The organism is Saccharopolyspora soli (genome assembly GCF_022678645.1).
Lineage (GTDB): Bacteria > Actinomycetota > Actinomycetes > Mycobacteriales > Pseudonocardiaceae > Saccharopolyspora > Saccharopolyspora soli.
Window position 1 is genome coordinate 1 of sequence record NZ_JALBWV010000022.1, and the last position, 26,076, is coordinate 26,076.

A 26,076-nucleotide genomic window follows, 5' to 3' on the forward strand; every position below is an offset into this window, starting at 1 on the left:
GTCGGTGCCGAGGCCAAGGGCTGCTGGCTGCCGACCCACGCGGGCCGCTCGGCCTGGCTGGCCGCCTCCGCCTGACCCCCCGGCGGACCCTCGTGGCCGCTGCCCGAGGCCCCCGCCCCGACCCCGGCGCCGGACCGCGCCCCGGCACCGGGCATCCCCCGAGAAGATCGAGTTCCCGCGCATCTGGCGCCCCAGCGCGGGAACTCGATCGGGGCTGCCGCCCAGCGCGTCACGATTCCCAGCGCGGCAGTTCGATCCCGTGCAGGTTCCGGTACGCCGCGGTCGGCGGCGATGACCAGCCGCTGAGCAGATCCGGGTCCACTCGGTAGACCTCGATGCCGAGCGGGCGGCACACATCGATGGGATCACGCGCATCCGGTCCCCACAGCGGGACCGACAGATCACCGCCCGGACAGGTCGACAACGCGCACAGCAGGTCGATTTCGGCGAAGAACTCGAAGAAGTCGCCGCGTTTCGCGGGACATGCCTTCATGAAGTACCGGTCCTCGTCGTTCAGCCCGGTGCACTGGAACACGTTGAGCACGTCGTGCACGTCGAACTCGGTCAGCCCGTGCGGCAGCACTGCGCGGGTGAGGTTCGAGTGGCAGTGGAAGTCGAAGTCCTCGCCGGTGAGCATCCGGTTGACGTATGGATCGCAGCGGGTGCCGAGCAGATCGTGCACCCGACCGCCTTCGCCGTCGATCCCGTAATCGGCCAAGCTGTCGCCGGTGATGGTGGCCAGCGGCCGCAGGAACGGCAGCGTCGACCACAACCGGTCGAAGATCGACACGTGCGCGGCTTGCAACTGCCGAGTGCGCGCGGCCCACATCCGTTCCCGCGGATCGTGCCGGTTCCAGATGTTGAGGTCGCCGACCTGCGGCCCGTCGATCGCCACGATCCGGCACAGATGCCCGGCCGGGACCTGCCACGCGATCCCGGACCGGATCGGCAGCACGAACGACTCGACCAACTCGCGCCGCTGCGTCGCGCCGAGCGTCCGGTAGAACTCCCTGTCCACGTCCAACGCCCCAGAACCGCTCTGGTACGCCGCCGCTGGTGATCCCATGTCCGTGTTCTCCTGTCGGCTTGAGCAGATCCTCCGGCGCCAACCTCTCACGGGATTGAACGGTCGTGCGCCGGTCAGGCGACTTCGTACATCGGGTTCGGGATCTTCACGGCACGTTCGGCGTGCCCGCCGGTCAGGTCGGAGTCCTGGTCACCGACGTTCAGGATGATCTGGTAGCCCTGCTGCTCGATGTTCGCGCGGGCCCCGCTCTTGTACGGCACCACTGACGGGTCGTGGTCGTCGGCCGGTCGCAGGTACAGGCCGTCGGGCTCGGGGTAGCCCTCCTCGCGGAGGTCCTGCGCGCTGGCAGCGCGCATTTCCGGGCCCTCCCGGCGGCCGGTGATGAAGAAGACCGCGACGCCGTGCGAGTCGGCGAAGCGCACCAGATCCACCGTCGGGGCGATCCCGGTGGCTTCGCGGGCCAGCACGTACCCGTCGAAAGCCGCCGCGTCGTAACCGAAATCGTGCTCGACCTCGTAGCCGTAGGTGGACAGGCCGGTCTCGTCGATGTCGAGCACGATGGCCGGTTTCGGCACCCCCTGCGCGAGGCGGCGGGCCAGGTAGTCCTGGCCCCGCTGGTCGGCGCGGGCGATGTCGGCGTCCCACCGGCCCGAGTCGTGGTACGCCACGATGGACTGCTTCAGGTCGGACAGGTTCGGGGCCGGTTCGGCAGATTTCGTCCCTTCGGCTCCCTGCGCCGTGGCGCAGCCGGTTGCGAGCAATCCGACCAGGGCGAGTGACGAGGCGATTCGGGGTGCGGCGGCGGACTTCCTACCGGTCACGATGCGAAACCTCCTGGTACGCCGACTACGTGGGCCGTCCGGGATCCGCTGCGAACGCGGTCGAGGCGGAAGGGGCGGTTGTCGATTGGAGTGTTGCACGGGGTAGGCGGGTCGGTCACCGGCGCTACCGTCGTGGCCAGCCACCGACTGGGGCCGTGACCTGGGTCCGTTTGGAGGGTGCGGGCATGCCGGATGTCGTAACCGAGGCCGCGCGCTTCATCGCGGCCCGCGCCGAAGAGCGGATCAAGCTGGCCGACGTCGCCGACCACGTCGGCTACAGCCCCTTCCACCTGGCCAGATCGTTCGAACGGCAGCTCGGCGTGCCACCGGGGCAGTTCCTCGCCGCGCACCGCTTCCAACGCGCCAAGCGACTGCTGCTCGCCGATGACGACCGGATCATCGACATCTGCTTCGCGGTCGGCTTCACCTCGGTCGGCACGTTCACCAGGCGGTTCACCGCCGACGTCGGCGTCTGCCCGACCGATTTCCGCCGACTCCCCCACTCGCTCGCGGACGCACCGCCGAAACCCGTTCACATCCCGGGTTCGGTGCCGCGCGGCGGCGTAGTCACCGGGAAAGTCCACCTCAGCACGGCCGCGCTGGCGGCGCTGCGGGACACCGCCTCGGTCTACGTCGGTCTGTTCCCGCGCCGGTCCCCGCGCGGAATCCCGATCAGCGGTTCTTTGCTGGACGAAACCGGCGACTTCACGCTTACCGGCGTCCCGCCGGGCAACTATTGGCTGCTATCCACGGCGTTCGCGTCGCGCGCGGAGGCTCCAGCCCAGCTGGTGCCAGCCTGGAACGTGGTCGGCGGTTCGCCGTGGCCGGTGCGGGTGTCCGCGCGACAGCCCTGCCACCACCGCGAGGTGCACCTCGACGTGGCCGCCGAGTGGTCGACACCGGTGCTGGTCGCGCTCCCGCCGCTGGCGTCACCGATTGCGCAAGATCGGAGAAGACAGTCCCCGCTGCTCGCCCTACATTGACCCCCAGCAGGCAAAACATTTCCGCGGCGGACGTCCCAGGGAGTAGTCATGAGCCGTGTCCGAGTCCTCGTCGGCACCCGCAAGGGGGCGTTCGTCCTGACTGCGGACGGCAAGCGCGAGCAGTGGGAGGTCAGCGGCCCGCACTTCGGCGGCTGGCAGCTCTACCACCTCAAGGCATCGCCCGTCGACCCGAACCGGCTGTACGCCTCGCAGTCGCTCGGCTGGTTCGGGCAGCTGATCCAGCGCTCCGACGACGGCGGCCAGACCTGGGAACCGGTGGGCAACAAGTTCAGCTACGAAGGCACGCCCGGCACGCACCAGTGGTACGACGGCACGCCGCATCCCTGGGAATTCGAGCGGGTCTGGCACCTCGAACCGTCCCTGACCGATCCGGACACGGTGTACGCCGGGGTCGAGGACGCCGCGCTGTTCCGCACCACCGACGGCGGTCAGACCTGGCACGAACTGCCCGCGCTGCGCGAACACGGCACGGCCGCTGGCTGGCAGCCCGGCGCTGGCGGGATGTGCCTGCACACGATCATCCAGGCGCCGAACGATCCGAACCGGATCTACGTCGCGATCTCGGCAGCGGGCGCCTTCCGCACCGACGACGGCGGCAAGTCCTGGCAGCCGATCAACCGCGGGCTGCGCTCGGTGGGCCTGCCCGATGAGGACGCCGAGGTCGGCCACTGCGTGCACCGCATCGCCCTGCACCCGCAGCGCCCGGACGTGCTGTTCATGCAGAAGCACTGGGACGTAATGCGCAGCGATGACGCGGGCGATTCCTGGTACGAGATCAGCGGCGACCTGCCGACCGACTTCGGCTTCCCGATCGACGTGCACGCCCACGAGCCGAACACGGTCTACGTCGTGCCGATCAAGAGCGACGAGCAGCACTACCCGCTGGACGGCAAGCTTCGCGTGTACCGCAGCCGGTCCGGCGGCTACGAGTGGGAGCCGCTGACCAACGGCCTGCCGCAGAGCAACTGCTACGTCGATGTGCTGCGGGATGCGATGGCGGTGGATTCGCTGGACGACTGCGGCATCTACTTCGGCACCACCGGCGGCCAGGTGTACGTCTCGCCGGATGCCGGGGACAACTGGCGACCGATCGTCCGAGACCTGCCAGCGGTGTTGTCCGTCGAGGTGCAGACGCTGCCATGATCCGCGTCGCGCTGCCCAACCACCTGCGGACGCTGGCCAAGATCGCGGACCGCGAGGTCACCCTGGACGTCGAAGGTCCGCCCACCCAACGGAAGGTGCTCGACGCGCTGGAAGCCCGGTTCCCGATGTTGCGCGGCACGGTCCGCGACCAGGACACCAAACGCCGCCGGGCGTTCATCCGGTTCTTCGCCTGCGAACAGGACCTCTCCCACGAGTCCCCGGACACCCCGCTGCCGGACGAAGTGGCAACCGGCAAGGAGCCGTACCTGATCGTCGGAGCGATGGCTGGCGGCTGACGTTCCGCACGATGCGTCGGGGAGCAGGCGATGTCCGCCCCCGACGCATTCGCGGCCGGGACCGAATTCTTCGAATCCGTACGCACAAATCGCGCGGAAATGTGGGCCCGTTCGAATGCTCAGCGCCTGTCTTCGATCTTGTTTTTGAAGCGGCGAGGCCGCTTAGCCCACCTACGCAACTCGCACCGCTGCGGGTTCTCAGACGTCGTCTCGCGAGGACAGCCACGACGCTGTGTATCAGGACATACATGAGTCGGGGATCCCGGAGTCGAGACGGCGTCTGAGGTTCCGCCACTGGCACCGCAAAGCAAAACGAGTTCAGATCCAGGTGTTCAGAAGTCGAACACGGCGCCGGTCCGGGCCTTGAGCTCGCAGGGATTGGCCGCCTTCACGTCGAAGTCCACCTGCTGACCGCGCCACGCACCCGCGCCAGTCGCCCGCACCTGGCGGCTCTCCTTGGTGCAGATCATGGACTTGCCCAGGTCCATCCGCGCCGGGTTCCCATCGACTCGGCGCAATTCGTCGCACGCGGTGGTCGCCCGCGGATGGTTCCCACCCGCGGGGTCGCAGTTCAGGGTCACGGTCCTTGAACCGCGGAGTTCCGTCACCGTCAGCGTGATCGTGCTCTGCGCCGCGTTGTCGGATGCGGCCGAAGCGCCCCCTGGAACCAGCACCGCCGCAGCGAATGCGATCCCCACCACGGCACGGCCGAGCAACCGAATACCGGTCATTTCGCGTCATCCTCCGTCCTGGCCGAAAGAATAGGAACGGTGTTCTCCTTACCGCACCTAGAACGATCTCTCCGAACGAGCAGAAAAGGATCACTGATCGGATTCCCCCGAAGCGGTAATCGCTACCGCCCGCCACCTCGCGGCGCGGCGCGTGACCCCGGAGCACTACCACGATCGTTCAGCGGGGATTCGAACCGGCGACAGGACCGGGCAGCATGACAACTCCGGGTAGCCCCAATCGCCCCAGGAGTGTGTCGCACCCGAAGAAAGCCGCCGAAATTTCACATCGATTTGTCTATTAATCGAGCGCCCGCGGAAAAGCCCGCTGATCCGGCGCGAGGGCACCAGATCAGCGGGCCGGTACCAATTCAGGCTACGCCCGGTTCAGCTCCTAGGCGCTGAGCCGGAAAACGCTCGCCAGGTCGTCCTGCGCCGAACCGGACGGCGTCGAGGAACGCGGCTTGAGCGTCAGCCAACTGTCGGAAGCACCCAGTTCCTGGACGGAAACCGCGAGGTCGGGGGCGTTCTTCGGGGTGATGACGTAGCCGTCCTCGCTCCAGTTGAGGATCCACTTCTGACGGTCGCTGCGCTGCTCGCACCGCGCGGAGTAGACCGCCCCGTCGAACCACGGCTGGGACTCCACGCACTCGCGCGTCGCCTGGTTCCGGATGGTCACCGAACCATCGGACTGCTCGGAGACGACCCACTTGTCGCTGTTGGTCGGTGAACTGGCCGGTCCGCTGATCGTCTTGATCACCTGGTCGCCGTGCACAGCCCACCGGGATCCGTCAGCCGAGTTGGTGATCTCCGTGAAAAGCGCCGGATCGGATTGCGCCGACGCGGGTAGAGCCGGGACTAGGGCGATCGTCGCCAAGGCGCCGAGGGTGCCCAACATCCAGCGAGCGCGGGTCATGATTTCCCCTCTCTACGAAGAACTTTCCGAAATAGGCGATCAGGTTTCAGATCACCTGAATAAGATCTCTACCAGCATTTCTGAAGAATCTCGCACCGGATCACCACAAAGAGTGGGATGTTACATTCCGAAAAGATCGACTTAAATTGATCAATTCCTCAGTGGACGATACATGAAAGAAAGTGGAAATCATTTCGAAAATCATACCCGGATCGCGAACCGGAGTATCCACAATGGACGTGATATTGATCGGCGCCGCCCAGGAGGACGAGGCGCCGCACACGTCGCACGGCAACAACGATCCCAGCCGACGTAGTGCCGCCGAACTGGCAAAACTGGTGCGCGATACTGGGATTGAACCAGTGACCTCTACCGTGTCAAGGTAGCGCTCTCCCACTGAGCTAATCGCGCTGAGCGGCTCGACCGCGTGCGGGAATCAGCCTAGCCGAGCCCCGCTCGTGGTTGCGCACCCACCCCGGTTTCACACCGGCCGCTCGAAGGTGACCAGCAATCCTTCCACGCCACCCGGCCCGATGCGGCCCTTGACGTCCGCTCCGGTGATCGCCTTCAGCTGCCAGCCCTGGGCGGCGTGGTCGTTGAGCACCCGTTCCAGCTTTTCGCCGGACATCTTGCCGCCGAGCCACTTCTCCCTGAGCTCCACGACCTTGTACTGGTACGGCATCTCGGCCCCCGGTTCTCGTGAACACCTTTCAGGAGTCCAACGATGTTCGCCGGGCGCCAGTTCCGTCAGGGATCGCAGGTGCTGCCCGGCATGGGCGCCAAGAACTCGGCCGCCGCCCAACGAGCGTCGTCGAGCGCGCGGAAGCCGCCGATCACGTTCGGCGTCGCGGCGACCTCCTCGCCCTGCTGCAACGAATCCACCCGGTCCTCACCGGCATTGGGCCCGGAACGGACGTTGAGGACGTCGGCGGTCACGTGGAACGTGCACGGCTTGGGCTCGCCGGAGCTGCTACCGGTCTGGCTGGCGCCGATCAGGTAGATAACTCCGAGCAGGCCAGCACCGGCGAGCAGAACTGTGCGGGGCAGCGGGATCACGGCATACCTCCCGGTCAGGAGCGTCATCCCAGCTATAGCGGGACGCGCGGCGACCGCGAAAGCCCAGGCACCCGACGGCGCGCGCGGTTCAACGCCTCGGGTGTCGCCCGCCCGGCCACCATGTGCGCGCGGTAGCCCGGCCCACCGCTCCCGGCGAAAACGCCGCCCCAGAAACGAAACGCCGCTCCCTCGAAAACGGGAGCGGCGTTCGCGGTTCGCGTCGAAGATCAGCGGTTGGCCATCTTCTTCTGCAAGTTCTCGTCCAGGGTGGCGAGGAATTCCTCGGTGGTCTGAAAGCCCTGGTCGCCACCGACCAGCAGCGCCAGGTCCTTGGTCATCCGCCCGCTCTCGACGGTCTCGATGACGACCTTCTCCAGCGTGCCGGCGAAGCCGACGACATCCGGGGTCGAATCCAGCTTGCCGCGGTGCTGCAGACCGCGGGTCCAAGCGAAGATCGACGCGATCGGGTTGGTCGAGGTGGGCTTGCCCTGCTGGTGCTGGCGGTAGTGCCGGGTGACCGTGCCGTGCGCGGCCTCCGCCTCCACCTTGCCGTCGGCGGTCATCAGCACCGACGTCATCAGGCCCAGCGAGCCGAAGCCCTGCGCCACGGTGTCGGACTGCACGTCACCGTCGTAGTTCTTGCACGCCCAGACGTAGCCGCCCTCCCACTTCAAGGCGCTGGCGACCATGTCGTCGATCAGCCGGTGCTCGTATGTGATGCCCTTGGCGTCGAAGTCGGCCTTGTACTCGGCCTCGAAGATCTCCTGGAACACGTCCTTGAACATGCCGTCGTACGCCTTGAGGATCGTGTTCTTGGTCGACATGTAGACCGGGTAGCCGCGCTCCAGGCCGTAGCGGAAGGAGGCGCGGGCGAATTCCTCGATGGACTTGCGGTAGTTGTACATCGCCATCGAGACGCCGCCGTCCTCGCCGAACTTGGCGACCTCGAACTCGATCGGCTCGCCGCCGTCGTCCGGGGTGTAGGTGATGGTGACGGTGCCCGGCCCGGGGACCTTGAAGTCGGATGCCTTGTACTGGTCGCCGTGCGCGTGACGGCCGATGACGATCGGCTTGGTCCAGGTCGGCACGTAGCGCGGGATGTTCGAGATGACGATCGGCTCGCGGAAGATGACGCCGCCGAGGATGTTGCGGATCGTCCCGTTCGGGCTCCGCCACATCTTCTTCAGGCCGAACTCCTCCACGCGGGCCTCGTCTGGGGTGATGGTGGCGCATTTCACGCCCACCCCGTGCTTGGCGATGGCGTTCGCCGCGTCGACCGTGACCTGGTCGTCCGTGGCGTCCCGGTGCTCGATGCCGAGGTCGTAGTAATCGAGGTTGATGTCCAGATATGGGTGGATCAGCTTGTCCTTGATGAAGGACCAGATGATCCGGGTCATCTCGTCGCCGTCGAGCTCGGCGATGGTGCCCTGGACCTTGATCTTGCTCATGTGGCGGGGTGCTCCTCTCGCGAGAATGCAAGCGGTACAAGCGTACTGCTATCGAACTCGATTGTGCCCTCCACCCTTCTCCTGCCACCACCCTCGCGGGGGCGCGATGCGCCACTTCTGCGGTGGCGACCCGGTGTCGTGATCTTCTTCTACGCTCGACACCCGAACGAGCGATCTTGGAGGGGGGCTCGGTGGCGACTGGACCGACGCACGCGATGAGCGGGTTGGCCGCTTGGGCGGCAGTGACCGCCTTGGCCGACACGCACGCGATAGGGCAATTATCCCCGAAGACCTGGGTGGTCGGGGCCACGTTGTCCGCCGGGGCAGCGCTGTTGCCCGACATAGACCACCCCAAGTCGACGGTGGCCAGCACCTTCGGTGCCATCTCGCGCGGCACATCGGCCGGGATCAGCGGCTTCAGCGGGTTCCTGTACCGGTTGACCCGCACCAAGCGGGACAGCAACCGGGAGGGCACGCACCGCGGCTTCACGCACACCGTCGTGTTCGCGGTGCTGGCCGGGCTGATCACCACAGCCATCGTGCAGACCAGCGAGGGCGCCGCGCTCGGCGTGCTGATGTTCTTCTTCGCCGGCCTCGCGGTTCGCGGGCTCCTGCACACCTGGTCCTCGAACCGGGACGCGCTGCTGATCACCGTGGCTTCGCTGCTGCTCACCCTCGCCTGCTGGGCGTGGGCCGGTGACCAGCCCACCGACGCGGCGGCGTTCGGCCTGGCGGTGATGATCGGTTGCATCGCGCACTTCATCGGCGATGCGATCACCGAGCAGGGCTGCCCGATGCTGTGGCCGGTACCGCTGGGCGGCAAGACCTGGTTCCCGGTGGCCCCGCCGAAGCTGCTGCGGATGAAGACCGGCGGCAAGGTCGAGATGGTGCTGGTCGGCCCCGGCCTGACGATCGCCGCCATGGCGCTGAGCTCGGTGGTCCTCTACCGGATCGGCGCGGCCCCCTGGCTCGCCCAACTCGACCTGCCATCCGAGGTCATGTCCTGGATCGCCCCGTCCTGACGCGATTCCGGCGCAAGCCGCGCACACCGCCACCGGAAGTTCTTAATCGGCCATCTGATGGACAGCGTGCGGTCGGATGAGACATTTCGCCCATCACACGTTCGGGGGTCGATAGGGTACAAGGGCGGCACCACCACGGTGCCGCTCGAAGCCCCGGAGGGAAGATGCGAGCTCGAAAGCGGTTCGTGATGGCGGCGCTGTCCTTGCCGCTGCTGGTCGGCCTCGCCGCGTGCGGTGAGATCCAGGAAGCGCAGCAGGGCCTGCAGGACGCCAACGAGCAGGTCCAGCAGGCCCAGCAGGACCTGGACGCGGCGGGAGCCTGCCTGCAGGCGATCAACGTCGCGAACTTCATGCCCAACTTCGCCGACCCGCAGCAGGCGCAGGCCGACGCGCAGGCGAAGGCCGAGGAACTACGTCAACTGGCCGAGCAAACCGCGGATCAGACCTTGCGGCAGAACCTGCTCGACGTGCAGCAGTCGGTGCAGCAGGTCGCCTCCGGTGAGATCAACCTGGAGTCCAGCGCCGAGTGGACCACCACCCAACTGGAGAAGTACCAGCAGGTAACCACGACCTGCTCCCAGATAGGCAGCTAGAGGGTGCGCGGATTGGTTTGCTTGGCGGTGCGGGTAGCGGAACCTCAACAGTGCTATGCGGGGACACCCCGCACCCCGGGCTATCTCGACTCCGGGATCCCCGACTTCTGCATGTCCGATACGCGGCGTCGGGGCTGTCCTCGCGGGGAGAACCCCAGAGGGGTGGGCACCGCGAACCCGCGGCGGTGCGAGTTGCGAGAGTGACGGAAAGCGGCTGACGCCGCTTGCCTGACGACCACCTGCGGTCACGCCCAACCAGCGCGGGTTCTTCGGCGCGGCACCCGATGCGCGGTGTGGCTCCGGTCACTTAGTCTGGGTTCGCGGAGGTGATGGGTGATGAAAGCAGCCGTGGGCGATCAACTGCACGTGCACAGCAAGCACGTCGACGAAGCCGACCAACTCGCCGAGATCCTGGAAGTTCGCGGTCCGGACGGCGCGCCGCCGTACAAGGTCCGGTACAAGGACGGCCACGAAGGTCTGGTGTTCCCGGGCAGCGATTGCGTGATCGAGACCCCCCGTCCCCGCGAGGGCGACTGACCCGCAACGACACCGGCCGGTCGCCGCGCCCCCCGATCCGATCGGCGGCATGGCGCGCGACCGGCCTTCGTCATCGCCAGGGCTGGTCGATGAGCGACTCCACCTCGGCGCGGAACAGCGGTGCCGGGTCGATGCCCATTCCGACGAACTGCCCTTCGATCTCCAGGCTGACCAGCCCGTGCAGCCGCGTCCACGCCTGCAACCCGCGCTGCAGGACCGCCGGTGGCGACACCGGGCCGCCGCGCAGTTCGCGCCAGGCGGTCAGTTGCCGGTCCAGCGCGGAGCGCTGCGCGGGCAGCCCTTCCGGGGCCAGGTCGGCGAGCACTTCGAGGATCGGCCGGATCGCCCGGTCGGCGAGGTCGAAGGTGAGCTCCGGGGCTCGGAAGCCCGGCACCGGGGTGCCGAACAGCAGCAGGTACCGATGCGGTTGCTCCAGCCCCCACGAGCGGAATCGCGCCGCCAACTCCCGGAACCGGGCCGCGGGCGCTTTGCGCCGGTGTGCGTGCGCCGCTTCTTCCAGCGCGTCGCCGAGGTCTCGGTAGGCGTCCACGATCAACTCGGCCAGCAGCGCGTCGCGGTTGGCGAAGTACCGGTACAGCGCCGGGCCGGTGACACCCATCCGCTTCGCGATCGCGTTCACCGAGACCCCTGCCGACCCTGATTCGGCCAGCTGTTCGAGCGCGACCCGCTTGGCCTCGTTCCGGGTCTGCTCCCGGAACCGCTCGCGGGGGCTGCGCGGCGCTGGTGCCATGCCCGACTCCCCTTCCCTTGACGGCTCAACCGTAACAGGTTCATAGTTTTGTTAGAAGCTCTAACTAACACGACGGCTTATAACAGGAGATGCCATGGGCAAGCCGACCACCGGCACCGAGATCGTCCTCACCGGACTGGGCGGGACCGAACTCCTCACGTCCCGCCGCAGCGCACCGCCGACACCGGGACCGCACGGGGTGCTGGTCCGCACCGAAGCCGCCGGAGTGGCCTTCGCCGAGGTACAGATGGTGCACGGGCGCTATCCGGGACAACCGAAGGTCCCGTTCGTGCCCGGCTACGACCTGGTCGGCGAGATCGTCGAAGTCGGCTCGGCGGTGACCTCGTGGCAGGTCGGGCAGCGGGTCGCGGCGATGCCGGTCACCGGCGCATGGGCCGAGTACGTCGAGATCCGCGACCGCGAACTGGTTCCGGTGCCGGACGAGGTCGATGCCGTGACCGGGGTCGCGGTGGTGCTCAACGGCGTCACCGCGTGGCAACTGCTGCACCGCGCGGCAAAAGTCCGACGTGGACAGACGGTGCTGGTGCACGGCGTCGGCGGCGGGGTCGGCACCCTGCTCGCACAGCTCGCCGTCGCCGCCGGTGTCCGGGTGATCGGGACGGCTTCCGCGCATCGGCACGACGCGCTCCGGGACATCGGGATCGAACTGATCGACCACCGCGCCGAGGACGTGCCCAGCCGAGTGGCCGAACTCGCGCCTGGCGGAGTGGACGCCATCTTCGACCCGCTCGGCCCGGCGAGCCTGGACGCGTCCTGGCAGCTGCTCGCGCCTGGCGGCACGTTGGTCACCTACGGCAGCGCGGCGACGCTGCACGACACCGGACCGTGGTGGCTCCCGTACCTCCGGCTGGTCGGCCGACTCGCCCGGTGGGAACTGCTACGCCTGATCGGACGCACCGGCGGCCGACGCGCCCGGCTGTACTACGTCAAGTCCAACGCCCAGTTCCGAACAGACTTGGCGGGGCTGCTCCAAATGGTCGCCAGTGGACAGTTGCGACCGATGATCGCCCGGCGACTGCCGCTGGAATCCGCGGCCGAAGCGCTCGACCTGCACATCTCCGGCGCGCGGACCGGCAGAATCGTGCTGGTCCCTGGACTTTCCCCGGAGGCCACCGAGGCGTGACGGCCAGCCCGACCGCCCGGTGTCGCACTCCGCTCCTTAAGGTGGTCCGGACGAGGGGCTTGGCTAGGAGGCGGTGAAGTGTTGCGAGACGACCGGCAAGCGGGGGCAACTGCCGACCTGTCCGCGGTTTTCGGCACCGGTGCGGGGGTTTCCGCCCCACTACCCCCCGGCGAGGTCCTGACCGAACAAACAACACTCTCCGACAACCCGACCCCGCTGTGCTGGATCAGCGACGAAGCACCGGCGCCGCAGCTGGTCGCCACGCTTCGCGCCGAGCACCGGCGCAGCGGGCTGTGGCCGTTGCTGCTGTGCGACAGCGACGAGGTCTACGGGGAACGCTGCACGGTCGGCGTGGTACCGCCGGAACCGCTCGAACACATCGACCGGTGGCGGGTGACCGACGTGATGGCCCGGATCTGGGACGGCCTGGTGCAGGTCGACGACGACCTCGGCCCCGCGTACAGCCTGGAAGTGCTGGCGCCGTTCGACTACACCTGTCCGGGACCGGCGCGGGCCGGGAATCTGCTGGCGGATCCGGACATTCTGGCCAACCAGCAGTTGCCGCGGTTCATCGACACCGACACCCGGCTCGCGCTGATCCCGGTGCGCCGTGGCGCGGACGTGCTGACCGCGCTGGGCTGGTCCGGCGCGGCCAACCACGTGTCGCGGACCGCCGGACTCTCGGCGATGGCGCGCAGCTGGGAGGAGCGGTTCGGGGCGCGGCTGCTGCGGCTCGGTCCGGACCGCCTGGACCTGAGCGTGGCGGCACCGCCGCAGGACCCGGACCACGCCGCTGCGGTCGCGGCGGAGCACTGGACGTTCTGCCCGGACCGGATCCTGCAGGAGACCGGCTCCATCTCGGCCTACGCCCAGGAGATCCGCGGCCGCCGCACCTGGTCCTTCTGGTGGGAATGAGGTCGTGAGCGCATAACCGGGTTGGAGCCCGGCTGTGCACTCACGACCCTCGGAGCACCCTGCGCAGCCAGACGGCCAGGAGTTCGACGAGCAGAACCGTGGCGAAGGTGAGCAGCAGAACCGTGGTCACCACGCCGAAGTCCAGGACTCGGGATGCGTTGAGCAGGTAGTAGCCGATGCCGCCCGCGCCGACCAGACCGAGCAGCGTGGCCGACCGCAGGTTGGTGTCCAGCTGGTACAGCACGTGCGCGACGAACGCCGGAGCAGCCTGCGGCACCGTCGCCGCGAAGAACACCTGCAGCCGGTTCGCCCCGGTGGCGCGCAGCGCCTGCTCGCGGCCGCGATCCACCTCCTCCAACGAGTCGGCGACGAGTTTTCCGAGCAACCCGACCGATCCGACGCCCAGCGCGAGCGCACCCGCTACCGCGCCCAACCCGGTGATCACCACGAACACGATGGCCAGCACCAGCTCCGGCACACCGCGAACCGCGAGCACCACGCCGCGGAAGAACTTCGCCACCGCGGGGTTCGGCGCCACGTTGTCGGCGGCCAGCGCGCCGATCGGCAGCGCGAGCACCGCGCCGATCAGCGTGGCGGCCAAGGCGATCTGGATGGTCACCAGCAACTCGCCCAGCAACTCGTCGAGGATGCCACCGGTTTCCGGCGGCCAGAACAGCCCCAGCGTCGGACCGAAACCGCTGACGGCCCGCTCGAACTGGGCGAACGAGATGTCCGCGCCCCAGATCGAAGCGACCACGATCAGCGCGGTCAGCAGCCAGTAGCCGGTCCGCCGCAGCCGCCCGGCGGTCCACGGTGGACTGATCCGCGGCGCCGCACTCGGGCGCGCGGGTTTCGGCACTGCGCTGGAGGATTTCCGCACCACAGCGCGCCGGGTCAGCGCCGCGACCACGCCGCGGCGTTCCTCCCGCACCCCCAGCAACGCCTGCCGGATCGAACCGGACACGATCTCGACCAGCACGCACAGCAGGAACACCACCGACGCCAATGCCATCCCGCGCTGGTAGTCGAGGGTGCGCAGCGAATCGGCGATCGCCTTGCCCAGCCCCCCGACGCCGACGAAGCCGAGCACCACCGACACCCGCAGGTTGATGTCCAGCCGGTGCAGCGAGGTCGCCACGAACGACGGCACCACCTGCGGCAACACCCCGCTGACCAACTGCTGCAACCGGGTCCCGCCAGCCGCGCGGATCGCGGTGCGCGGCCCTTCGTCGACCTGCTCGATGGCGTCCGCGTACAGCTTGCCGATCATGCCGGTGGAGTGCAGCCCCATGGCCAGCACACCGGTCAGCCCGCCGAATCCGAACATCCGGAAGAACACGATCGCCAGCACCACGTCCGGCACGGCACGCGCCACGACGATCAGCACGCGCGCCCCGAACCGGCTGGTGCTGCCCAATGCGGTGTTGCGGGCCGCGAGCACCGCTATCGGCATGCTGAGCAGCGAAGCGACCAGCGTCGCGCACACCACGATCGCCAGCGTCTGCCCGCTGAGCGACAGCAATTCGCCGATCGACGGGAAGTCCAGCGGCAAGGTGCGGGACGCGAAGTCCACCGCGTTGCCGAAACCGTCCACAATGGTCGCCACGTTCAGCCGCAGCGCACTGAAGGCCCAGACGGCGGACCCGAGCAGGGCCAGCACGACCAGCGCGGCGATCGCCCCTTCGGGCTGGGGACGGGCGAGCGTGCGGCGGTGCGGCGGAGACTTCACCCGACGTGCACGGGGCGCTTCTACTGTGGTGGTCACGGAATTCACCCCGTCGTCGCGAGTTCGGATCCGACCTTGGAGTAGATCGCCATCGCCGCGTCCCGGCTCAGCCCGTCGACCGGGGTGTCCAGCACGACCTGCCCGGAGCGCAGCCCGATGATCCGATGTCCCCAGCTCAACGCGAGGTCGACCTGGTGCAGGCTGCACAACACGGTGAGCCCGTCCTCCCGACCGATCTCCGCGATCAGGTTCATCACCTGCGCGGCCGAGTCGGGATCCAGCGAGGCGACCGGCTCGTCGGCCAGCAGGATCTCGGGCTTCTGCAACAACGCCCGCGCGACCGCGACGCGCTGCTGCTGTCCGCCGGAGAGGGTGCTGGCGCGCTGCAACGCCTGGTCGGTGAGACCAACCCGCTCCAACTGCTCCAGAGCGGCGTGGCGAACCTGCTTCGGGTAGGAGAACAGACCGAGTCGCGGGCCGCGCAGACCGCCGAGCGCACCGGTGCACACGTTCTCCAGCACCGTCAGCGATCCCACGAGGTGGAACTGCTGGAACACGAACCCGACCCGGCGGCGCAACGCCCGCAGCGCGGACCCGCGCAGTGCACCGACGTCGTTGCCGAGCACCCGGACGCTGCCGGACGTGGCGCGCTGCAACCCGTCCACGTGCCGCAGCAGCGTCGACTTGCCCGATCCGGACAGCCCGAGCAGCACGGCGACCTCACCGGCCGGTACGTCCAGCGACACCTCGTGGAGGGCCTGCACGCTGCCGAACGATTTGCTGACCCGCTCGAAGGAGATCACGGACACGGCTCGTCCCCCGTCCTCTCGCAAAAGCCGTTGTGGGAGGCGAAATCGCCGTTGGTGTTCACAGATCATCCTTCGCGGACAGCACGAGTTCCGGGAGTTGCCTGACAGATTCGAGGATGTGGGTGGCACCGGCCGCGGCGAGCGCGGCGCGCTCGTGCGCGCCGGTGAGCACACCAGCGACGATCGACGCCCCGGCGCTGCGGCCGGAGCGCACGTCGTAGGCGGTGTCGCCGACGGTGGCGATCTGCCGCACGTCGTCGATGCGCAGTCGCAACAGCGCGGTGAGCACCATGTCCGGGTAGGGACGGCCGCGACCGGCCTGCGCCGGTGTCAGGGTGAGATCCGCCAGCCCGCCCCAGCCCAGTGCGTCGAGGATCTGCTTCTGGGTGAGCTCTGAGAAACCGGTCGTCAGCGCGACCTTGACGGCGGCGTCGCGCAGTTGCCGGATGGCCGCCGCAGCGCCGTCGATCTCGCGGCAATCGCCGTCGGCGACGCGTGCCGCATACGCCTGCTCGAACGCCTGGTTCGCTTGCCGCGCAAGGGTTTCGTCACCAGCGAGCAGGTGCCGGAAGACCGCGATCTTCGATTCGCCCATGGTGCGCCGGACGTAGTCGAGCATGCCGGGGACCGCGGATCCGGCGACGCCGATCTCCTGGATCGCCTGGGTGAAGGCGCGCTCGACCAGACCGTCATCGGCGACCGTGGTGCCCGCCATGTCCAGCACTACCAGTTTGATCACGCGTCCACCTCCCGCCAGGTGTCGGTGGCGATCGCCGGAGAACCGGTCATGCCGCGACCGCCGGGACCGGTCACCAGCCAGACGCCGGGCAGCACCTGTTCGCGATGCACGACCTGCGACTTGTCCTCGGTCTGCGCGTAAACCCCGGCCCAGCGGCGGATGATGCGCGGCAGCGGTCGGCCGAGCAGTTCCTCGGCCCGCTGCTTGAGGTGTTCGTACGGATCCTCGCGCACGTCGAAGGCGAACGGCTCGTCGTACTCGTGCGTGTCACCGATGGTCAGTCCACCGTGGACACGCTGCACCATGAGCAGCTGCATGCCGTTGTCCGCAGCCACTTCCGGCTGAGGTTGGGAGGCGTTGAGCTCGTCCAGCGATGGGCCTCGATAGCCGGGGTAGTACCGCATGCTGTCCGCGTCGGCCACGGAAGTCAGTAGGGGTTCGTCGAGCGAACCGGTCTGCATCATCTGCAGCCGCACGCGCCGCACCGGCAGGTTCGGCCGCAGTTCCTTCACCAAGCCGCCGAGAGCCGCGCCGGTGCAGACGATCACGAGGTCGGCTTCGTGGCGTTCGGCGGTGTCGTCGCGCACCCAGCCTTCGCCGATGTCCCGAACCTCGCGGCCGGACAGCCAGGTGTAGCGACCCGTGGCGGCGAGGTGCGCCCGCAACGCGGGCTGCGCGGTCCGCGACTCGACGGCGGCGTCCATCTCGCACCACAGCGCGGCGAGCATTTCGCCGCGCAACGCCGGATTCAGCGCCCTGGCCTCGGCGGCGTCCAGCAGCTTCGTGGCGCGCTCGGCGGCGTCCGGGCGAGCGACGAAGTCTTCGGCGACCGCCAGTTCGGCGGGCGTGCGGAGCACGGTCAGCGAGCCGTTGCTGCGGAAACCGAGGGCAGGTACGTCAGCGGCGATGCGCTCCCAGTCGTGGCGAGCGCGCATCGCGACTTCGAGGTCCGGGCCGAGCTGGCGGCCGCTCACCCAGATCAGGCCGAAGTTGCGGACCGAAGCGCCGCGAGCCTCCGCTTCGCGTTCCAACTGCACCACGTCGTGGCCCCGTTCCAGGGCCCGCAGCGCGTGCATGGTGCCGAGCACACCGCCGCCGACAATGAGAACTCGCACAAAGCCCACGCTCGCCGTCGGCGACGAATACCCCGTGCAGGCGGAGCGAACCGCAGATGAACACCCACCCAAGGACCAGATCAGTTACCCGTCCGGTCGGTCAGCCGAACAGCCAGCCCCGGATGGTCACCGCCACCGCGATGATCACCAGCCCGAACCCGCCGTACAACAGGATGTCCACTGTTCGGCTGCGGATCGCCAGCAGCCCGATCCGCTCCTGCGGGACCACGGCCCGCAGCGCCGCGCCGAGCAGCAGCGCGCCGCCGAGCAGCATCGAACCCCGCCGCCAATGCCCCAGGGAGATCAGCAGGAGCCCGATCAGCACGACCAGCAGCACCAAGCCGAACGGCACGTGCACCGAAAGTCGCGACCTGGCGCCGAACCGATCGCTCACGCCGTTCCTCCCGGAGTCGTAGGCGGAAAACCAGCCGGTTTCACGCGAAACCATCAGCCGACGTTGCGCTCCGCCGCCTCGACGACGTTGCTCAACAGCATCGCGCGGGTCATCGGACCGACCCCGCCGGGGTTCGGCGACAGGAACCCGGCGACCTCCGCGACGTCCGGGTGCACATCGCCAGCCAGTCCGGCATCGGTGCGGGTCACACCGACGTCGAGCACCGCAGTACCCGGTGTGATCATGTCCGGCGTGATCAGGTGCGGCTTCCCGGCCGCCGCGATGACGATGTCGGCGCGGCGCACCTCAGCGGCGAGATCCTTGGTGCCGGTGTGGCAGAGCGTGACGGTGGCGTTCTCGCTGCGCCGCGTCAGCAGCAGACCGATCGGCCGCCCCACGGTGATGCCGCGGCCGACGACGGCGACCCGCGCGCCGTTCAGCGGCACGTCGTAGCGGCGCAGCAGCTCGATGATGCCGCGCGGGGTGCACGGCAGCGGAGCTGCCTCGCCCAGCACCAGCCGACCGAGGCTGATGGGGTGCAGCCCGTCGGCGTCCTTCTCCGGCGCGATGCGCTCCAGCAGCGGCCCGGCGTCGAGGTGCTTGGGCAGCGGCAGTTGCACGATGTAGGCGGTGCAGGCCGGGTCGGCGTTGAGCTCGTCGAGCACCGCCTCGACGTCGGCCTGGCTGACGTCAGCGGGCAGGTCCCGGCGAATCGAGTTGATGCCGACCTTGGCGCAGTCGTTGTGCTTGGCCCGCACGTAGGACTGCGAGCCGGGGTCGTCCCCCACCAGCACCGTGGCCAGTCCGGGTGCGTACCCCTGCTCGACGAGCCGGGCGACCCGCGGCCGCAGTTCGTCGAAGATCGCGTCCTTGGTGGCCTTGCCGTCGAGAATCGTCGCGCTCACGGCTGTTCATCGTGGCAGATGACGTGCGGCGCGTCCCGCCCGGTCCGGCATTGCGGCCACGCCGACCGCCACCAACGTCAGCAGCACGCCGACCACCGTGGACGTCGCGATGCCAGCTCCGGCCACCGGCGCGAACACGTCGAGCAGCAGGGCGCCGACCAGTTGCCCGGCGATCATGCCCAAGCTGAGCACCAGCACGCCGGTGTAGCGCACCAGCGCCACTGACCCGCCGATCACGAAAATCCCCAGGAAACCACCGGTGTACAGCCACGCGTCGGCCGGGAACTGCGGTAGGCCGCGCACCACGACCTCGACCGCGAAGCCCAACCCGAGGGCGGCCATCCCGACGCCGAAGTTGACCATCGCCGCGAACAACGCCGAGTCGGCCGCGTGTCGCATCCGGCCGTTGACCGCCGCCTGCCAGCTGAGCCCGAGCCCGGCCAACGCGGGCAGCACGACCAACCAACTCGCCTGCGCACCGCCCAACTGGGTGGACACCGCGATCACCACCGCCACCACGGCGAGCCCGGCCCCGAACAGCCGGGCCGGGGTCGCGTGCTGCGGCGCGGCCGGCCCCAACCCGAGCCGATCGACGACGAGCCCGCTGGTCACCTGCCCGGCCACCACGGCGACGGTGAACATCGCGACGCCGAGCGCGGTCGCCGCCATCCCCTGGGAGAACACCAGGTACCCGCCGCACACGCCGCCGAGGCACTGCCACGGCCGCAGTCCGCCTGGTTTGCGCAGCTCAGTGGCCAGGTTCAGCCAGCCGCGCCGAGCACGCGGAACCACGAAGGTGCAGCCGATCAGCACGATGAACCCGCCCGAGAACGAGATCACCCCGGCCGCGAGCGCATCGTCCATCCGAGCCCCGAGCGTGCCGTTGATCCGGGCCTGGATCGCGAGCAGCACCCCGATCCCGGCTGCCGCGGCCAGCCCGAGGGCGCGCTTGCCGACCTGCGGTCGGTCAGGCTGTTGATGCACGGGAGAAACAGTCACGTAACCGCACTCTGCGTCTTCTCCCGCGGCGTGCGCGATGCCTGGACCATGTGATGTGCGACAAATCCAACGGACATCGCGGCCAGCACGGCCGCCGCAGTGGCAGCCGCCGCTGGGCCGGACAGGTCGAGCATCCACCCGGCCAGCGGGGCGGCGAGGGCCGCGCCGAGCGTCGTCGCACTGGCCATCCAGCCGAACGCTTCGCTGCGCCGGTCAGCAGGTGCCAAGTCCGCCAGCCGCCCGTTGCTGGCGGCCAACGTCGGCGCCACTGCGGAACCCCCGACCAGCAAGATCGCACCGACCAACCACGGCGAGCCCGGATCGGCGATCGGCGGCAACACCGGCACCAGCGCGAGCAGACCGAGCGCCGAAAGCGCCGCACGCCGCAGCAGCCGAGGCCGCCCGTTGAAACCGCCTGCCACCAGGCCACCGACCAGCGAACCGACCGCCCACACCATCGCCAGCAGGCCCGCCAACTCCGGTGTACCGCGCTCCCGCGCCCAGCCGACGAGCACCAAGTCCACCGAGATCAACCCGCCGACCAGCAGACCGAAAAACGCCAGCAGCGAGGCGAAACCCGGCATCCGGAACAGCGACCCGGATTCGCGGGCACCGCCTGCCTCCGGGGGTGGCGCCTCCCGCAAACCCGCGCGCCACAGCGCCGCCGCGAACAGCGCGGGGCCGAGCACAGCCCACGACGCGCAGCACAACATCGCGGCGACCGGTCCCCAGAAGGCGACCGCGAACGCGGCCAGCATCGGCGCCACCACGAACAGCAGCTCCTGCAACGTCGCTTCGACCGAGAAAGCGGCCTCGCGCGCCGGGCCGCTGGTCAGCCGCGGCCAAATCGCCCGGCCCAGCTGGGTGACCGGCGGATGGGACAGCCCGGTGAGCACCGCCAACGGCAGGATCAGCCACCAGTGCGCCGGATCCAACCAGCCCGTCAGCCCGACCATCGCGGTCATCCCCAGCCCCGAGCCGAAACCGGTCAGCAGCAACAGCTTCGGCGCGGAACTGCGGTCGGCCGCCCGCCCGCGCAGCGGTCCGGCGACGGCCTGGCCGCCCGTCACCGTCGCGCCGATGACGCCGCCGATGGCGTAGGAACCCGTCCAGTCGACCGCCAGGAAGGCCAACACCATCCCGAGTGCGGGCATGTGCAAGCGCCCCAGCAGACTGAAGGTCATCAGGCTCGAAGCGTGCGGAACCGCCGCCAGCAATCGGTAGGGACGAAGCACACCAACCACTTTGGCTTCTGGCACACCCGTACCGCTAGTGAATTGCGCCGACCATCCGCCGCCGCGGAGCCACCGCTGATCCAATCCACCTGGTGGTGTGATGGTCATCCGGCCGCCAAGCGGGCAGGCTTCCCTGACGAGATCACCGCGCACGGTGATGCGGATCTTGAAAGCGAGCACGTGTCCTGGACCAACGGCACTGAACTCACACACAACGCACATGGCCGTGCCCGCGTCGAGTAGCGTCTTGGCGGGGTGGAGTCGGGTTGCCTCGTCGAGAGGGGGAGGATGTCACCCATGTCGCGTCCGACAGCGATCAGTCCGGAAGAGCAGGAGCAGATCGCCCGCAGGATCGGGGTTCTGCTGTTACAGGGCGCTCCCGAGGACTGGCAGGAGATCACGGTGGAGTACCGCGCCACCGGTGAGTACCACGACCTGCTGGGTGAGGTCGCCGCGCAGGACGGCAGTTCCCGCCCCTGGGAGCCGCCAGCCGAACTGCAGGACATCTTCGAGCGCCTGCGCGAAGGCATGTACCGGCCCGATGTGGGCACCTGGCTCAGCGCTCTCTACGTCGTGGAGCGCCCTTCGAGCTATCGAATTGATATCAACTTCGACTCCGAACCCCTTTGGCAGCGCCCGCTGCCGCGCGCCGCGTACGTCGACGAGCTGCGCCGCTACCCGCGTTCCGAGGAGAACATCCCGGACTGGATGCGGGAGCGCTTCGACGGCACAGCACCCTCCCAAGCGGTCGAGGCCGAGCCCCCGGTAGTCGACGCCGCCCCTCCGGTAGTCGAACCGCCGAGCGCGGAACCCGCCGAAACACCGATCCCGGAGCCGGGGATCGTGGAATCGGCCGACGGTTTCCGGGTGGTCAACGTCTTCGACGACTACGACGAGCAGGGACGCCCGGTGGTGGCCGACCGGCTGCCGATCTCGACCGAGGAGATCGGCCCGCTGCGCCAGTACCTGGAGAACGCTCCGATCGTGCTGGCCGCCCGCGAGGACGAAGAGGACCAGCTCGACCCGGAACGCACCGCTTCGGTGCCGGGCACCTGGCACACCGACGGCGACTGGCTGTGGCCGGGCGCGGTCGCCTTCTACCTCGCGCAGTACGGCGTGCCGCCGGAAACCGAATTCGTCGAGCACATCCGCAGCCGCCGCTTCGAACTCGTCGAGGTCGACGACGCCACCCGCGAAGCGGCCGTCAGCGAACTGCTCGACCAGCCCGCCGACGACTTCGACGACGAGCCGCAAGAGGTCGCCGAGCAGCCCGAACCCGACGTTTCGGAGCCCGCCCCGGAACCGGACATCGCCGTGGAACCGGATATCGCCGCAGAACTCGACGAGTTCCTCGACGCGCCGGAGCAGGCCGCCGGGTCCCGGCACGTGCTCGACGACGCCGACGTACCGGACACCCAGGAAGTGCTGGCCACGCTGCACGACCGGCTCACCGACTACCGGGTGGACAGCGACGGCTACCGGGTCGGCAGCCGCAGCGCGGATGCCCGTTGCCTGCTCCAGGAAGGCCCGGACTGGATCGTCACCGGCGGCGCCGAAGGCGGCGAGGACGTCCGGTTCGCCAGGATCGACCACGCCGCCGCATACCTGCTCGGCAGCCTGCTGATGAACCGGTCCGCACCGGCTCCGGCTCCGCCCGCTGCACCTCCGCCCGCTGCACCTCCGGTCGCTGCGCCGCCAGTCGCGCCGGAACCGGCTGAACTGCCGCAGCGGTCCGCGCCGGAACCGGAACCGACCGGCGGGAATCCGCTGTTCACCGCGAACCAGGAACCGACCCCCGCCGCGTCGGAACCGCCGATCCAGGAAACGCCTCCCGCGGCCAAGCCGGTGGAAGAGCCGACCCGCTTCCAGCCCGCACCGCGACTCGACCGTCCCGCGCCGCCCCCGGCAGCTCCGCCGTCACCACCGGTCGGGCAGCCCGCGCAGCCGCCCATCGGCGGTCCCGCCGCAGGCGGGCCGGGTGCACCGCCACCGCTGCCGAAGCGCCAGCCGCGCCGGGAAAGCGGAGCGCCGGTGCCGCCGGGCGGACCCGCGCAGGCGCCGGTCGGCGGCGCGGAGCGGCGGCCGGGACCCGGCGGGCCGGGCATGGCCGGTCCGCACCGGCAAGGTCCACCGCCAGGACCGCCGCGTCCGCCGCAGGGTGGCCAACCGCAGGGCGCACAGCCCGGTGGTCAGCCGCAGGGCGGTCAGCACGGTGGTCAGCCGCAGGGCGGTCAGCACGGTGGTCAACCGCAGAGCGGACAGCCGCAGGGCGGTGGTTCGCAGATCCAGCCGCTCAGCGGTGAGCCGCCGCTGACCCTGTTCCGGGATCGGCGGGTCGTGATGCTGCAACCCGGCACCGAACTGGACCGCTTCGGCGAGCCGAACGGGAACGTGACGTACACGATGCGCACGCCGTACACCCACCGCTCGCTGCCGCCGCAGTGGGCGAACCGCACATACGCCTGCTACCGAGTGCAGCGACCGATCCAGGCGCTGCGCGGCACGGCGGTGCCGTGGTTCGAGCAGCCGGGAGGCGGCACGGCGTTCGTGCTGCCGACGACGATCAGCGAACTGCTCGCGGACGGCACCCTGGCCGAAATGCCAGCCACCGACCGCCCACCCATGGAGTAACCGAATCGCATTGCGGGTGAGGGGCACCCGTGACCCAGTTACTTGGTCACGGGTGCCCCTCACCGGTTCTCAGCGGTTGAACCGGTCCGCTTTCACTGCGGCACGGTGGCTGCCATCCCTGCTGCTCGCAGATGCTGACGATCTGCGCCATGGCGTCGGTGTCGCTGGAGTCGCTGCTGCCGGGTTTGACCCGTTGTGCCTGCTTCAGGATGTCCTCGTTGGTGATCAGCGAGACGATGCCGTAGAGGTCCTGCGGGTTCTCGTCGACGGCCGCCGCGCAGGCTTTCGTATCGCCGTCGGACAGGCCGTCCGATCCGCAGCCGGTCAGGACCAGCGCGAGCCCTACGGCGGCGAGGCCCAGCGTGGCGCCTGCCCTCCCACGAATGATGCGGTGATTCATCCCCGGTGTGCTCCTTCCTATCGGCGTGGGTAGATGACCGTCCAGCCCTTCGCGTTGTCGAACGCCTGCGGGATCGTCAAGCCGGCCGGATCGGCGCTGGCCGGGCTTCGGTGGCACTGGCTGCGAGGTCGAGTTGGGCGAAGAACTGCAAGCCGCGAGCGAGACAGCGACGACACCGGCACCGACAGGACGTGCTGTGCGCGCCTTCGGTGAATCCAGATACTCTGCGAAAAATGGGACGATATGGGCACCGGCTTCGGATCTCATCAGCCTGCACATGCAATCTGCGACGACGATCCACGCCCGGTTCCAGCACGATCGATATTTCACGCCGGACTTTCCTTGGGAGAGCAGCGAAATGTCCACGATGTCCACCTCTCGCAGTCGCTGACCGGAGCCCTCCCCGACGTCCCGATCGCCGCTGACGCACGCGGAGCGGCGAGATCGCGCGGCGGTTCGCGCTTTCCCCGCACCGTGAAATACCGGTCCGACTCCCCGAACCGGGCCGCCTGGGACGCAGTCGCAGAAGCGGCAGACCTCCAAGGCGGGCGCCCTCACCGACGCAGAAGCGAGCTCAAACCGGCGAGTCCCGAAATCCGCCACGAGCGAGCACATCAAGCGAATAAGAGGGTGCGCGAATTGGCGTGCGTGGCGCCGAGGCTTGTGAGTGGTTCGTTCGGTTGGAATGGCGGTCGCCATGACGACCACTGCCACTCACGGCCACGAAATGAACCCCAATCCGCGCGCCTTCTAGGAGCTTTTATATGAACTCGTTTGCCTAGCGGTACGGAGGGAAGAACCTCAGAAGCCACCTCGACTCGGGGATCCCCGACTCATGTACGTCCGCGACCTCACCACGGCGTTTGCGCCGTGGTCGATCGGTCAGGCTCTGACCACAAAGGCCTCTTCAGACCGCCCCTTGGACGGCCAATCGGGGTCAGTCGACGCGGAGGCCGTGGGCCGCTGCGAAGGCGAGGGCCGTCATCGTGTCGATCCGAGCGCCCTGGAGGTTCGCTTGGACCAGGGCGTCCGCATCGAGTCGGACGTCGCGGAGGTCGGCCTCGTTCAGCTGGGTGTTCAGCATTCGGGCGCCGGTGAAATCCGCCTCGCGCAGATCGCATCGGCGCAGATCGCAATCGCTGAGATTGGCTTCGCGGAACCGAATTCCGCGCAGGTCCAGGCCCCGCAGGTCCGCCCGGCCCATGCCGACCAGCGTCAGGTCCGTCTCGTGCAGCGTCCACGCCCGAAGTCGACAGTCCACGAAACTCGACCCCAACAGGCTGCATCCATCCAAAGTGGACTTCCCGAACACGGTTCGCTCGAACTTGCAGGACCGGAACGCGGTAGCGATGTGCTGGGAGCCGTTGAGATCGGCCCCGACGAACACGCAGTCGGTGAACACGCAGTTGCGGGTGCGCAGGCCGGTCAGGTCGGCGTCGGTGAAGTCGCAGCGCTCGAAGGTCCGACCCTCCCATTCCTGGTCCGTCAGCACCGCATCCTGGAAGTCCTCGCCAACCGAGCTCGTCATGCCCCTAGGGTGGCACGCGACGCCGACACCCGATCAAAGGCACCGTGCACGTGCGACGAGCCGTGGGGCGTTCGCCGCTTCTTCTGCCGCGCCCCCAGCGGAACCGCGCTCAACACCTTGTCGCACTGGTGAGCATTAATAGCGGTTCAGATTCCTGCGCATGAGAATCCGTGGCACCTGACGGATGGCTCTGC

28 protein-coding genes and 1 tRNA gene are annotated in these 26,076 nt (G+C 68.8%); 10 read left to right on the plus strand and 19 right to left on the minus strand.

The window, feature by feature from the left end:
* Positions 1–229: 229 nt before the first annotated feature.
* Entirely contained in the window at positions 230–1,066 is an 837-nt protein-coding gene (locus MOQ72_RS18120; RefSeq protein ID WP_242184936.1) for an urea carboxylase-associated family protein, read from the minus strand.
* A 74-nt stretch (positions 1,067–1,140) separates the two neighbouring features.
* The gene (locus tag MOQ72_RS18125; RefSeq protein ID WP_242184937.1) at positions 1,141–1,848 is read right to left on the minus strand and encodes an HAD family acid phosphatase; all 708 of its coding nucleotides are present in this window, start codon (positions 1,846–1,848) and stop codon (positions 1,141–1,143) included.
* A gap of 185 nt (positions 1,849–2,033) precedes the next feature.
* On the opposite strand from MOQ72_RS18125, the gene MOQ72_RS18130 reads away from it, so the two are divergent.
* From MOQ72_RS18130 to MOQ72_RS18140, 3 genes are read left to right on the plus strand one after another with little or no spacing between them, the layout of a single operon-like run.
* Entirely contained in the window at positions 2,034–2,831 is a 798-nt protein-coding gene (locus MOQ72_RS18130) for a helix-turn-helix transcriptional regulator (protein WP_242184939.1), read from the plus strand.
* Between the two features lie 48 nt (positions 2,832–2,879).
* A complete protein-coding gene (locus MOQ72_RS18135; RefSeq protein WP_242184940.1) occupies positions 2,880–3,995 on the plus strand; it encodes a WD40/YVTN/BNR-like repeat-containing protein in 1,116 nt (371 codons plus the stop codon).
* The gene (locus tag MOQ72_RS18140; RefSeq protein ID WP_242184941.1) at positions 3,992–4,291 is read left to right on the plus strand and encodes a MoaD/ThiS family protein; all 300 of its coding nucleotides are present in this window, start codon (positions 3,992–3,994) and stop codon (positions 4,289–4,291) included. Before MOQ72_RS18135 ends, MOQ72_RS18140 begins: the two co-directional genes overlap by 4 nt.
* Before the next feature lie 332 nt (positions 4,292–4,623).
* Here MOQ72_RS18140 and MOQ72_RS18145 read toward each other — a convergent pair whose 3' ends face one another.
* From MOQ72_RS18145 to MOQ72_RS18170, 6 genes are all read right to left on the minus strand, one after another.
* Positions 4,624–5,022, minus strand: coding sequence for an SSI family serine proteinase inhibitor (locus MOQ72_RS18145; protein ID WP_242184942.1), 399 nt, complete (start codon positions 5,020–5,022; stop codon positions 4,624–4,626).
* 391 nt (positions 5,023–5,413) lie between these two features.
* Positions 5,414–5,935, minus strand: coding sequence for a ricin-type beta-trefoil lectin domain protein (locus MOQ72_RS18150; protein WP_242184943.1), 522 nt, complete (start codon positions 5,933–5,935; stop codon positions 5,414–5,416).
* A gap of 336 nt (positions 5,936–6,271) precedes the next feature.
* Positions 6,272–6,346 (minus strand) — tRNA-Val (locus MOQ72_RS18155).
* Between the two features lie 70 nt (positions 6,347–6,416).
* Positions 6,417–6,617, minus strand: a complete 201-nt coding sequence (locus MOQ72_RS18160; RefSeq protein ID WP_242184944.1) for a DUF4177 domain-containing protein — start codon at positions 6,615–6,617, stop codon at positions 6,417–6,419.
* A gap of 65 nt (positions 6,618–6,682) precedes the next feature.
* Positions 6,683–6,991: an SH3 domain-containing protein gene (locus MOQ72_RS18165; RefSeq protein ID WP_242184945.1), complete on the minus strand. Its 309-nt coding sequence runs from the start codon at positions 6,989–6,991 to the stop codon at positions 6,683–6,685.
* Positions 6,992–7,218: 227 nt separating this feature from the next.
* Positions 7,219–8,439, minus strand: coding sequence for an NADP-dependent isocitrate dehydrogenase (locus MOQ72_RS18170; protein ID WP_242184946.1), 1,221 nt, complete (start codon positions 8,437–8,439; stop codon positions 7,219–7,221).
* 191 nt (positions 8,440–8,630) lie between these two features.
* Here MOQ72_RS18170 and MOQ72_RS18175 point away from each other — a divergent pair, with 191 nt between their 5' ends.
* From MOQ72_RS18175 to MOQ72_RS18185, 3 genes are all read left to right on the plus strand, one after another.
* Positions 8,631–9,461, plus strand: coding sequence for a metal-dependent hydrolase (locus MOQ72_RS18175; protein ID WP_242184947.1), 831 nt, complete (start codon positions 8,631–8,633; stop codon positions 9,459–9,461).
* 164 nt (positions 9,462–9,625) lie between these two features.
* A complete protein-coding gene (locus tag MOQ72_RS18180; RefSeq protein WP_242184949.1) occupies positions 9,626–10,054 on the plus strand; it encodes a DUF8711 family protein in 429 nt (142 codons plus the stop codon).
* 336 nt (positions 10,055–10,390) lie between these two features.
* Positions 10,391–10,591, plus strand: coding sequence for a DUF1918 domain-containing protein (locus tag MOQ72_RS18185; protein WP_242184951.1), 201 nt, complete (start codon positions 10,391–10,393; stop codon positions 10,589–10,591).
* Positions 10,592–10,661: 70 nt separating this feature from the next.
* Here the strand turns inward: MOQ72_RS18185 and MOQ72_RS18190 are convergent, their stop codons facing one another.
* Positions 10,662–11,342, minus strand: coding sequence for a TetR/AcrR family transcriptional regulator (locus tag MOQ72_RS18190; RefSeq protein ID WP_242184953.1), 681 nt, complete (start codon positions 11,340–11,342; stop codon positions 10,662–10,664).
* Positions 11,343–11,436: 94 nt separating this feature from the next.
* Between MOQ72_RS18190 and MOQ72_RS18195 the strand changes: the two genes are divergently transcribed.
* Both MOQ72_RS18195 and MOQ72_RS18200 read left to right on the plus strand, forming a co-directional pair.
* A complete protein-coding gene (locus MOQ72_RS18195) occupies positions 11,437–12,486 on the plus strand; it encodes a medium chain dehydrogenase/reductase family protein (protein WP_242184955.1) in 1,050 nt (349 codons plus the stop codon).
* Between the two features lie 78 nt (positions 12,487–12,564).
* A complete protein-coding gene (locus MOQ72_RS18200) occupies positions 12,565–13,401 on the plus strand; it encodes a DUF4253 domain-containing protein (RefSeq protein WP_242184956.1) in 837 nt (278 codons plus the stop codon).
* Between the two features lie 40 nt (positions 13,402–13,441).
* Here MOQ72_RS18200 and phnE read toward each other — a convergent pair whose 3' ends face one another.
* From phnE to MOQ72_RS18240, 8 genes are all read right to left on the minus strand, one after another.
* A complete protein-coding gene (gene phnE / locus MOQ72_RS18205) occupies positions 13,442–15,166 on the minus strand; it encodes a phosphonate ABC transporter, permease protein PhnE (protein ID WP_242184957.1) in 1,725 nt (574 codons plus the stop codon).
* Between the two features lie 5 nt (positions 15,167–15,171).
* Positions 15,172–15,936, minus strand: coding sequence for a phosphonate ABC transporter ATP-binding protein (gene phnC, locus MOQ72_RS18210; RefSeq protein WP_242184959.1), 765 nt, complete (start codon positions 15,934–15,936; stop codon positions 15,172–15,174).
* 58 nt (positions 15,937–15,994) lie between these two features.
* The gene (locus tag MOQ72_RS18215; RefSeq protein ID WP_242184960.1) at positions 15,995–16,675 is read right to left on the minus strand and encodes a phosphonatase-like hydrolase; all 681 of its coding nucleotides are present in this window, start codon (positions 16,673–16,675) and stop codon (positions 15,995–15,997) included.
* The gene (locus tag MOQ72_RS18220; protein WP_242184961.1) at positions 16,672–17,790 is read right to left on the minus strand and encodes a TIGR03364 family FAD-dependent oxidoreductase; all 1,119 of its coding nucleotides are present in this window, start codon (positions 17,788–17,790) and stop codon (positions 16,672–16,674) included. Before MOQ72_RS18220 ends, MOQ72_RS18215 begins: the two co-directional genes overlap by 4 nt.
* A gap of 100 nt (positions 17,791–17,890) precedes the next feature.
* Positions 17,891–18,184, minus strand: a complete 294-nt coding sequence (locus tag MOQ72_RS18225) for a DUF3017 domain-containing protein (protein ID WP_242184962.1) — start codon at positions 18,182–18,184, stop codon at positions 17,891–17,893.
* A 53-nt stretch (positions 18,185–18,237) separates the two neighbouring features.
* Positions 18,238–19,089 (minus strand): bifunctional methylenetetrahydrofolate dehydrogenase/methenyltetrahydrofolate cyclohydrolase, encoded by an 852-nt coding sequence (locus MOQ72_RS18230; RefSeq protein WP_242184963.1) that lies wholly within the window; start codon positions 19,087–19,089, stop codon positions 18,238–18,240.
* Positions 19,090–19,095: 6 nt separating this feature from the next.
* Entirely contained in the window at positions 19,096–20,073 is a 978-nt protein-coding gene (locus MOQ72_RS18235; protein ID WP_242184964.1) for a DMT family transporter, read from the minus strand.
* 11 nt (positions 20,074–20,084) lie between these two features.
* On the minus strand, positions 20,085–21,272 hold the full coding sequence (locus MOQ72_RS18240; RefSeq protein ID WP_242184965.1) for an MFS transporter: 1,188 nt from the start codon (positions 21,270–21,272) through the stop codon (positions 20,085–20,087).
* A 12-nt stretch (positions 21,273–21,284) separates the two neighbouring features.
* On the opposite strand from MOQ72_RS18240, the gene MOQ72_RS18245 reads away from it, so the two are divergent.
* Positions 21,285–21,566 (plus strand): hypothetical protein, encoded by a 282-nt coding sequence (locus MOQ72_RS18245; RefSeq protein WP_242184966.1) that lies wholly within the window; start codon positions 21,285–21,287, stop codon positions 21,564–21,566.
* Positions 21,567–21,620: 54 nt separating this feature from the next.
* A complete protein-coding gene (locus MOQ72_RS18250) occupies positions 21,621–23,954 on the plus strand; it encodes a TNT domain-containing protein (protein ID WP_242184967.1) in 2,334 nt (777 codons plus the stop codon).
* 46 nt (positions 23,955–24,000) lie between these two features.
* On the opposite strand, the gene MOQ72_RS18255 is transcribed toward MOQ72_RS18250, so the two are convergent.
* Both MOQ72_RS18255 and MOQ72_RS18260 read right to left on the minus strand, forming a co-directional pair.
* The gene (locus MOQ72_RS18255; protein WP_242184968.1) at positions 24,001–24,729 is read right to left on the minus strand and encodes a hypothetical protein; all 729 of its coding nucleotides are present in this window, start codon (positions 24,727–24,729) and stop codon (positions 24,001–24,003) included.
* Positions 24,730–25,291: 562 nt separating this feature from the next.
* Positions 25,292–25,882: a pentapeptide repeat-containing protein gene (locus MOQ72_RS18260; RefSeq protein WP_242184970.1), complete on the minus strand. Its 591-nt coding sequence runs from the start codon at positions 25,880–25,882 to the stop codon at positions 25,292–25,294.
* Positions 25,883–26,076: the final 194 nt, after the last annotated feature.

Excerpts from the sequence above, each read along its gene's own strand:
- MOQ72_RS18120 (WP_242184936.1), bottom strand. The coding sequence starts at position 1,066 with ATGGGATCACCAGCGGCGGCGTACCAGAGCGGTTCTGGGGCGTTGGAC.
- MOQ72_RS18130 (WP_242184939.1), top strand. The coding sequence starts at position 2,034 with ATGCCGGATGTCGTAACCGAGGCCGCGCGCTTCATCGCGGCCCGCGCC.
- MOQ72_RS18135 (WP_242184940.1), top strand. The coding sequence starts at position 2,880 with ATGAGCCGTGTCCGAGTCCTCGTCGGCACCCGCAAGGGGGCGTTCGTC.
- MOQ72_RS18140 (WP_242184941.1), top strand. The coding sequence starts at position 3,992 with ATGATCCGCGTCGCGCTGCCCAACCACCTGCGGACGCTGGCCAAGATC.
- MOQ72_RS18145 (WP_242184942.1), bottom strand. The coding sequence starts at position 5,022 with ATGACCGGTATTCGGTTGCTCGGCCGTGCCGTGGTGGGGATCGCATTC.
- MOQ72_RS18150 (WP_242184943.1), bottom strand. The coding sequence starts at position 5,935 with ATGACCCGCGCTCGCTGGATGTTGGGCACCCTCGGCGCCTTGGCGACG.
- MOQ72_RS18160 (WP_242184944.1), bottom strand. The coding sequence starts at position 6,617 with ATGCCGTACCAGTACAAGGTCGTGGAGCTCAGGGAGAAGTGGCTCGGC.
- MOQ72_RS18170 (WP_242184946.1), bottom strand. The coding sequence starts at position 8,439 with ATGAGCAAGATCAAGGTCCAGGGCACCATCGCCGAGCTCGACGGCGAC.
- MOQ72_RS18180 (WP_242184949.1), top strand. The coding sequence starts at position 9,626 with ATGCGAGCTCGAAAGCGGTTCGTGATGGCGGCGCTGTCCTTGCCGCTG.
- MOQ72_RS18185 (WP_242184951.1), top strand. The coding sequence starts at position 10,391 with ATGAAAGCAGCCGTGGGCGATCAACTGCACGTGCACAGCAAGCACGTC.
- MOQ72_RS18190 (WP_242184953.1), bottom strand. The coding sequence starts at position 11,342 with ATGGCACCAGCGCCGCGCAGCCCCCGCGAGCGGTTCCGGGAGCAGACC.
- MOQ72_RS18195 (WP_242184955.1), top strand. The coding sequence starts at position 11,437 with ATGGGCAAGCCGACCACCGGCACCGAGATCGTCCTCACCGGACTGGGC.
- MOQ72_RS18240 (WP_242184965.1), bottom strand. The coding sequence starts at position 21,272 with ATGACCTTCAGTCTGCTGGGGCGCTTGCACATGCCCGCACTCGGGATG.
- MOQ72_RS18250 (WP_242184967.1), top strand. The coding sequence starts at position 21,621 with ATGTCGCGTCCGACAGCGATCAGTCCGGAAGAGCAGGAGCAGATCGCC.
- MOQ72_RS18260 (WP_242184970.1), bottom strand. The coding sequence starts at position 25,882 with ATGACGAGCTCGGTTGGCGAGGACTTCCAGGATGCGGTGCTGACGGAC.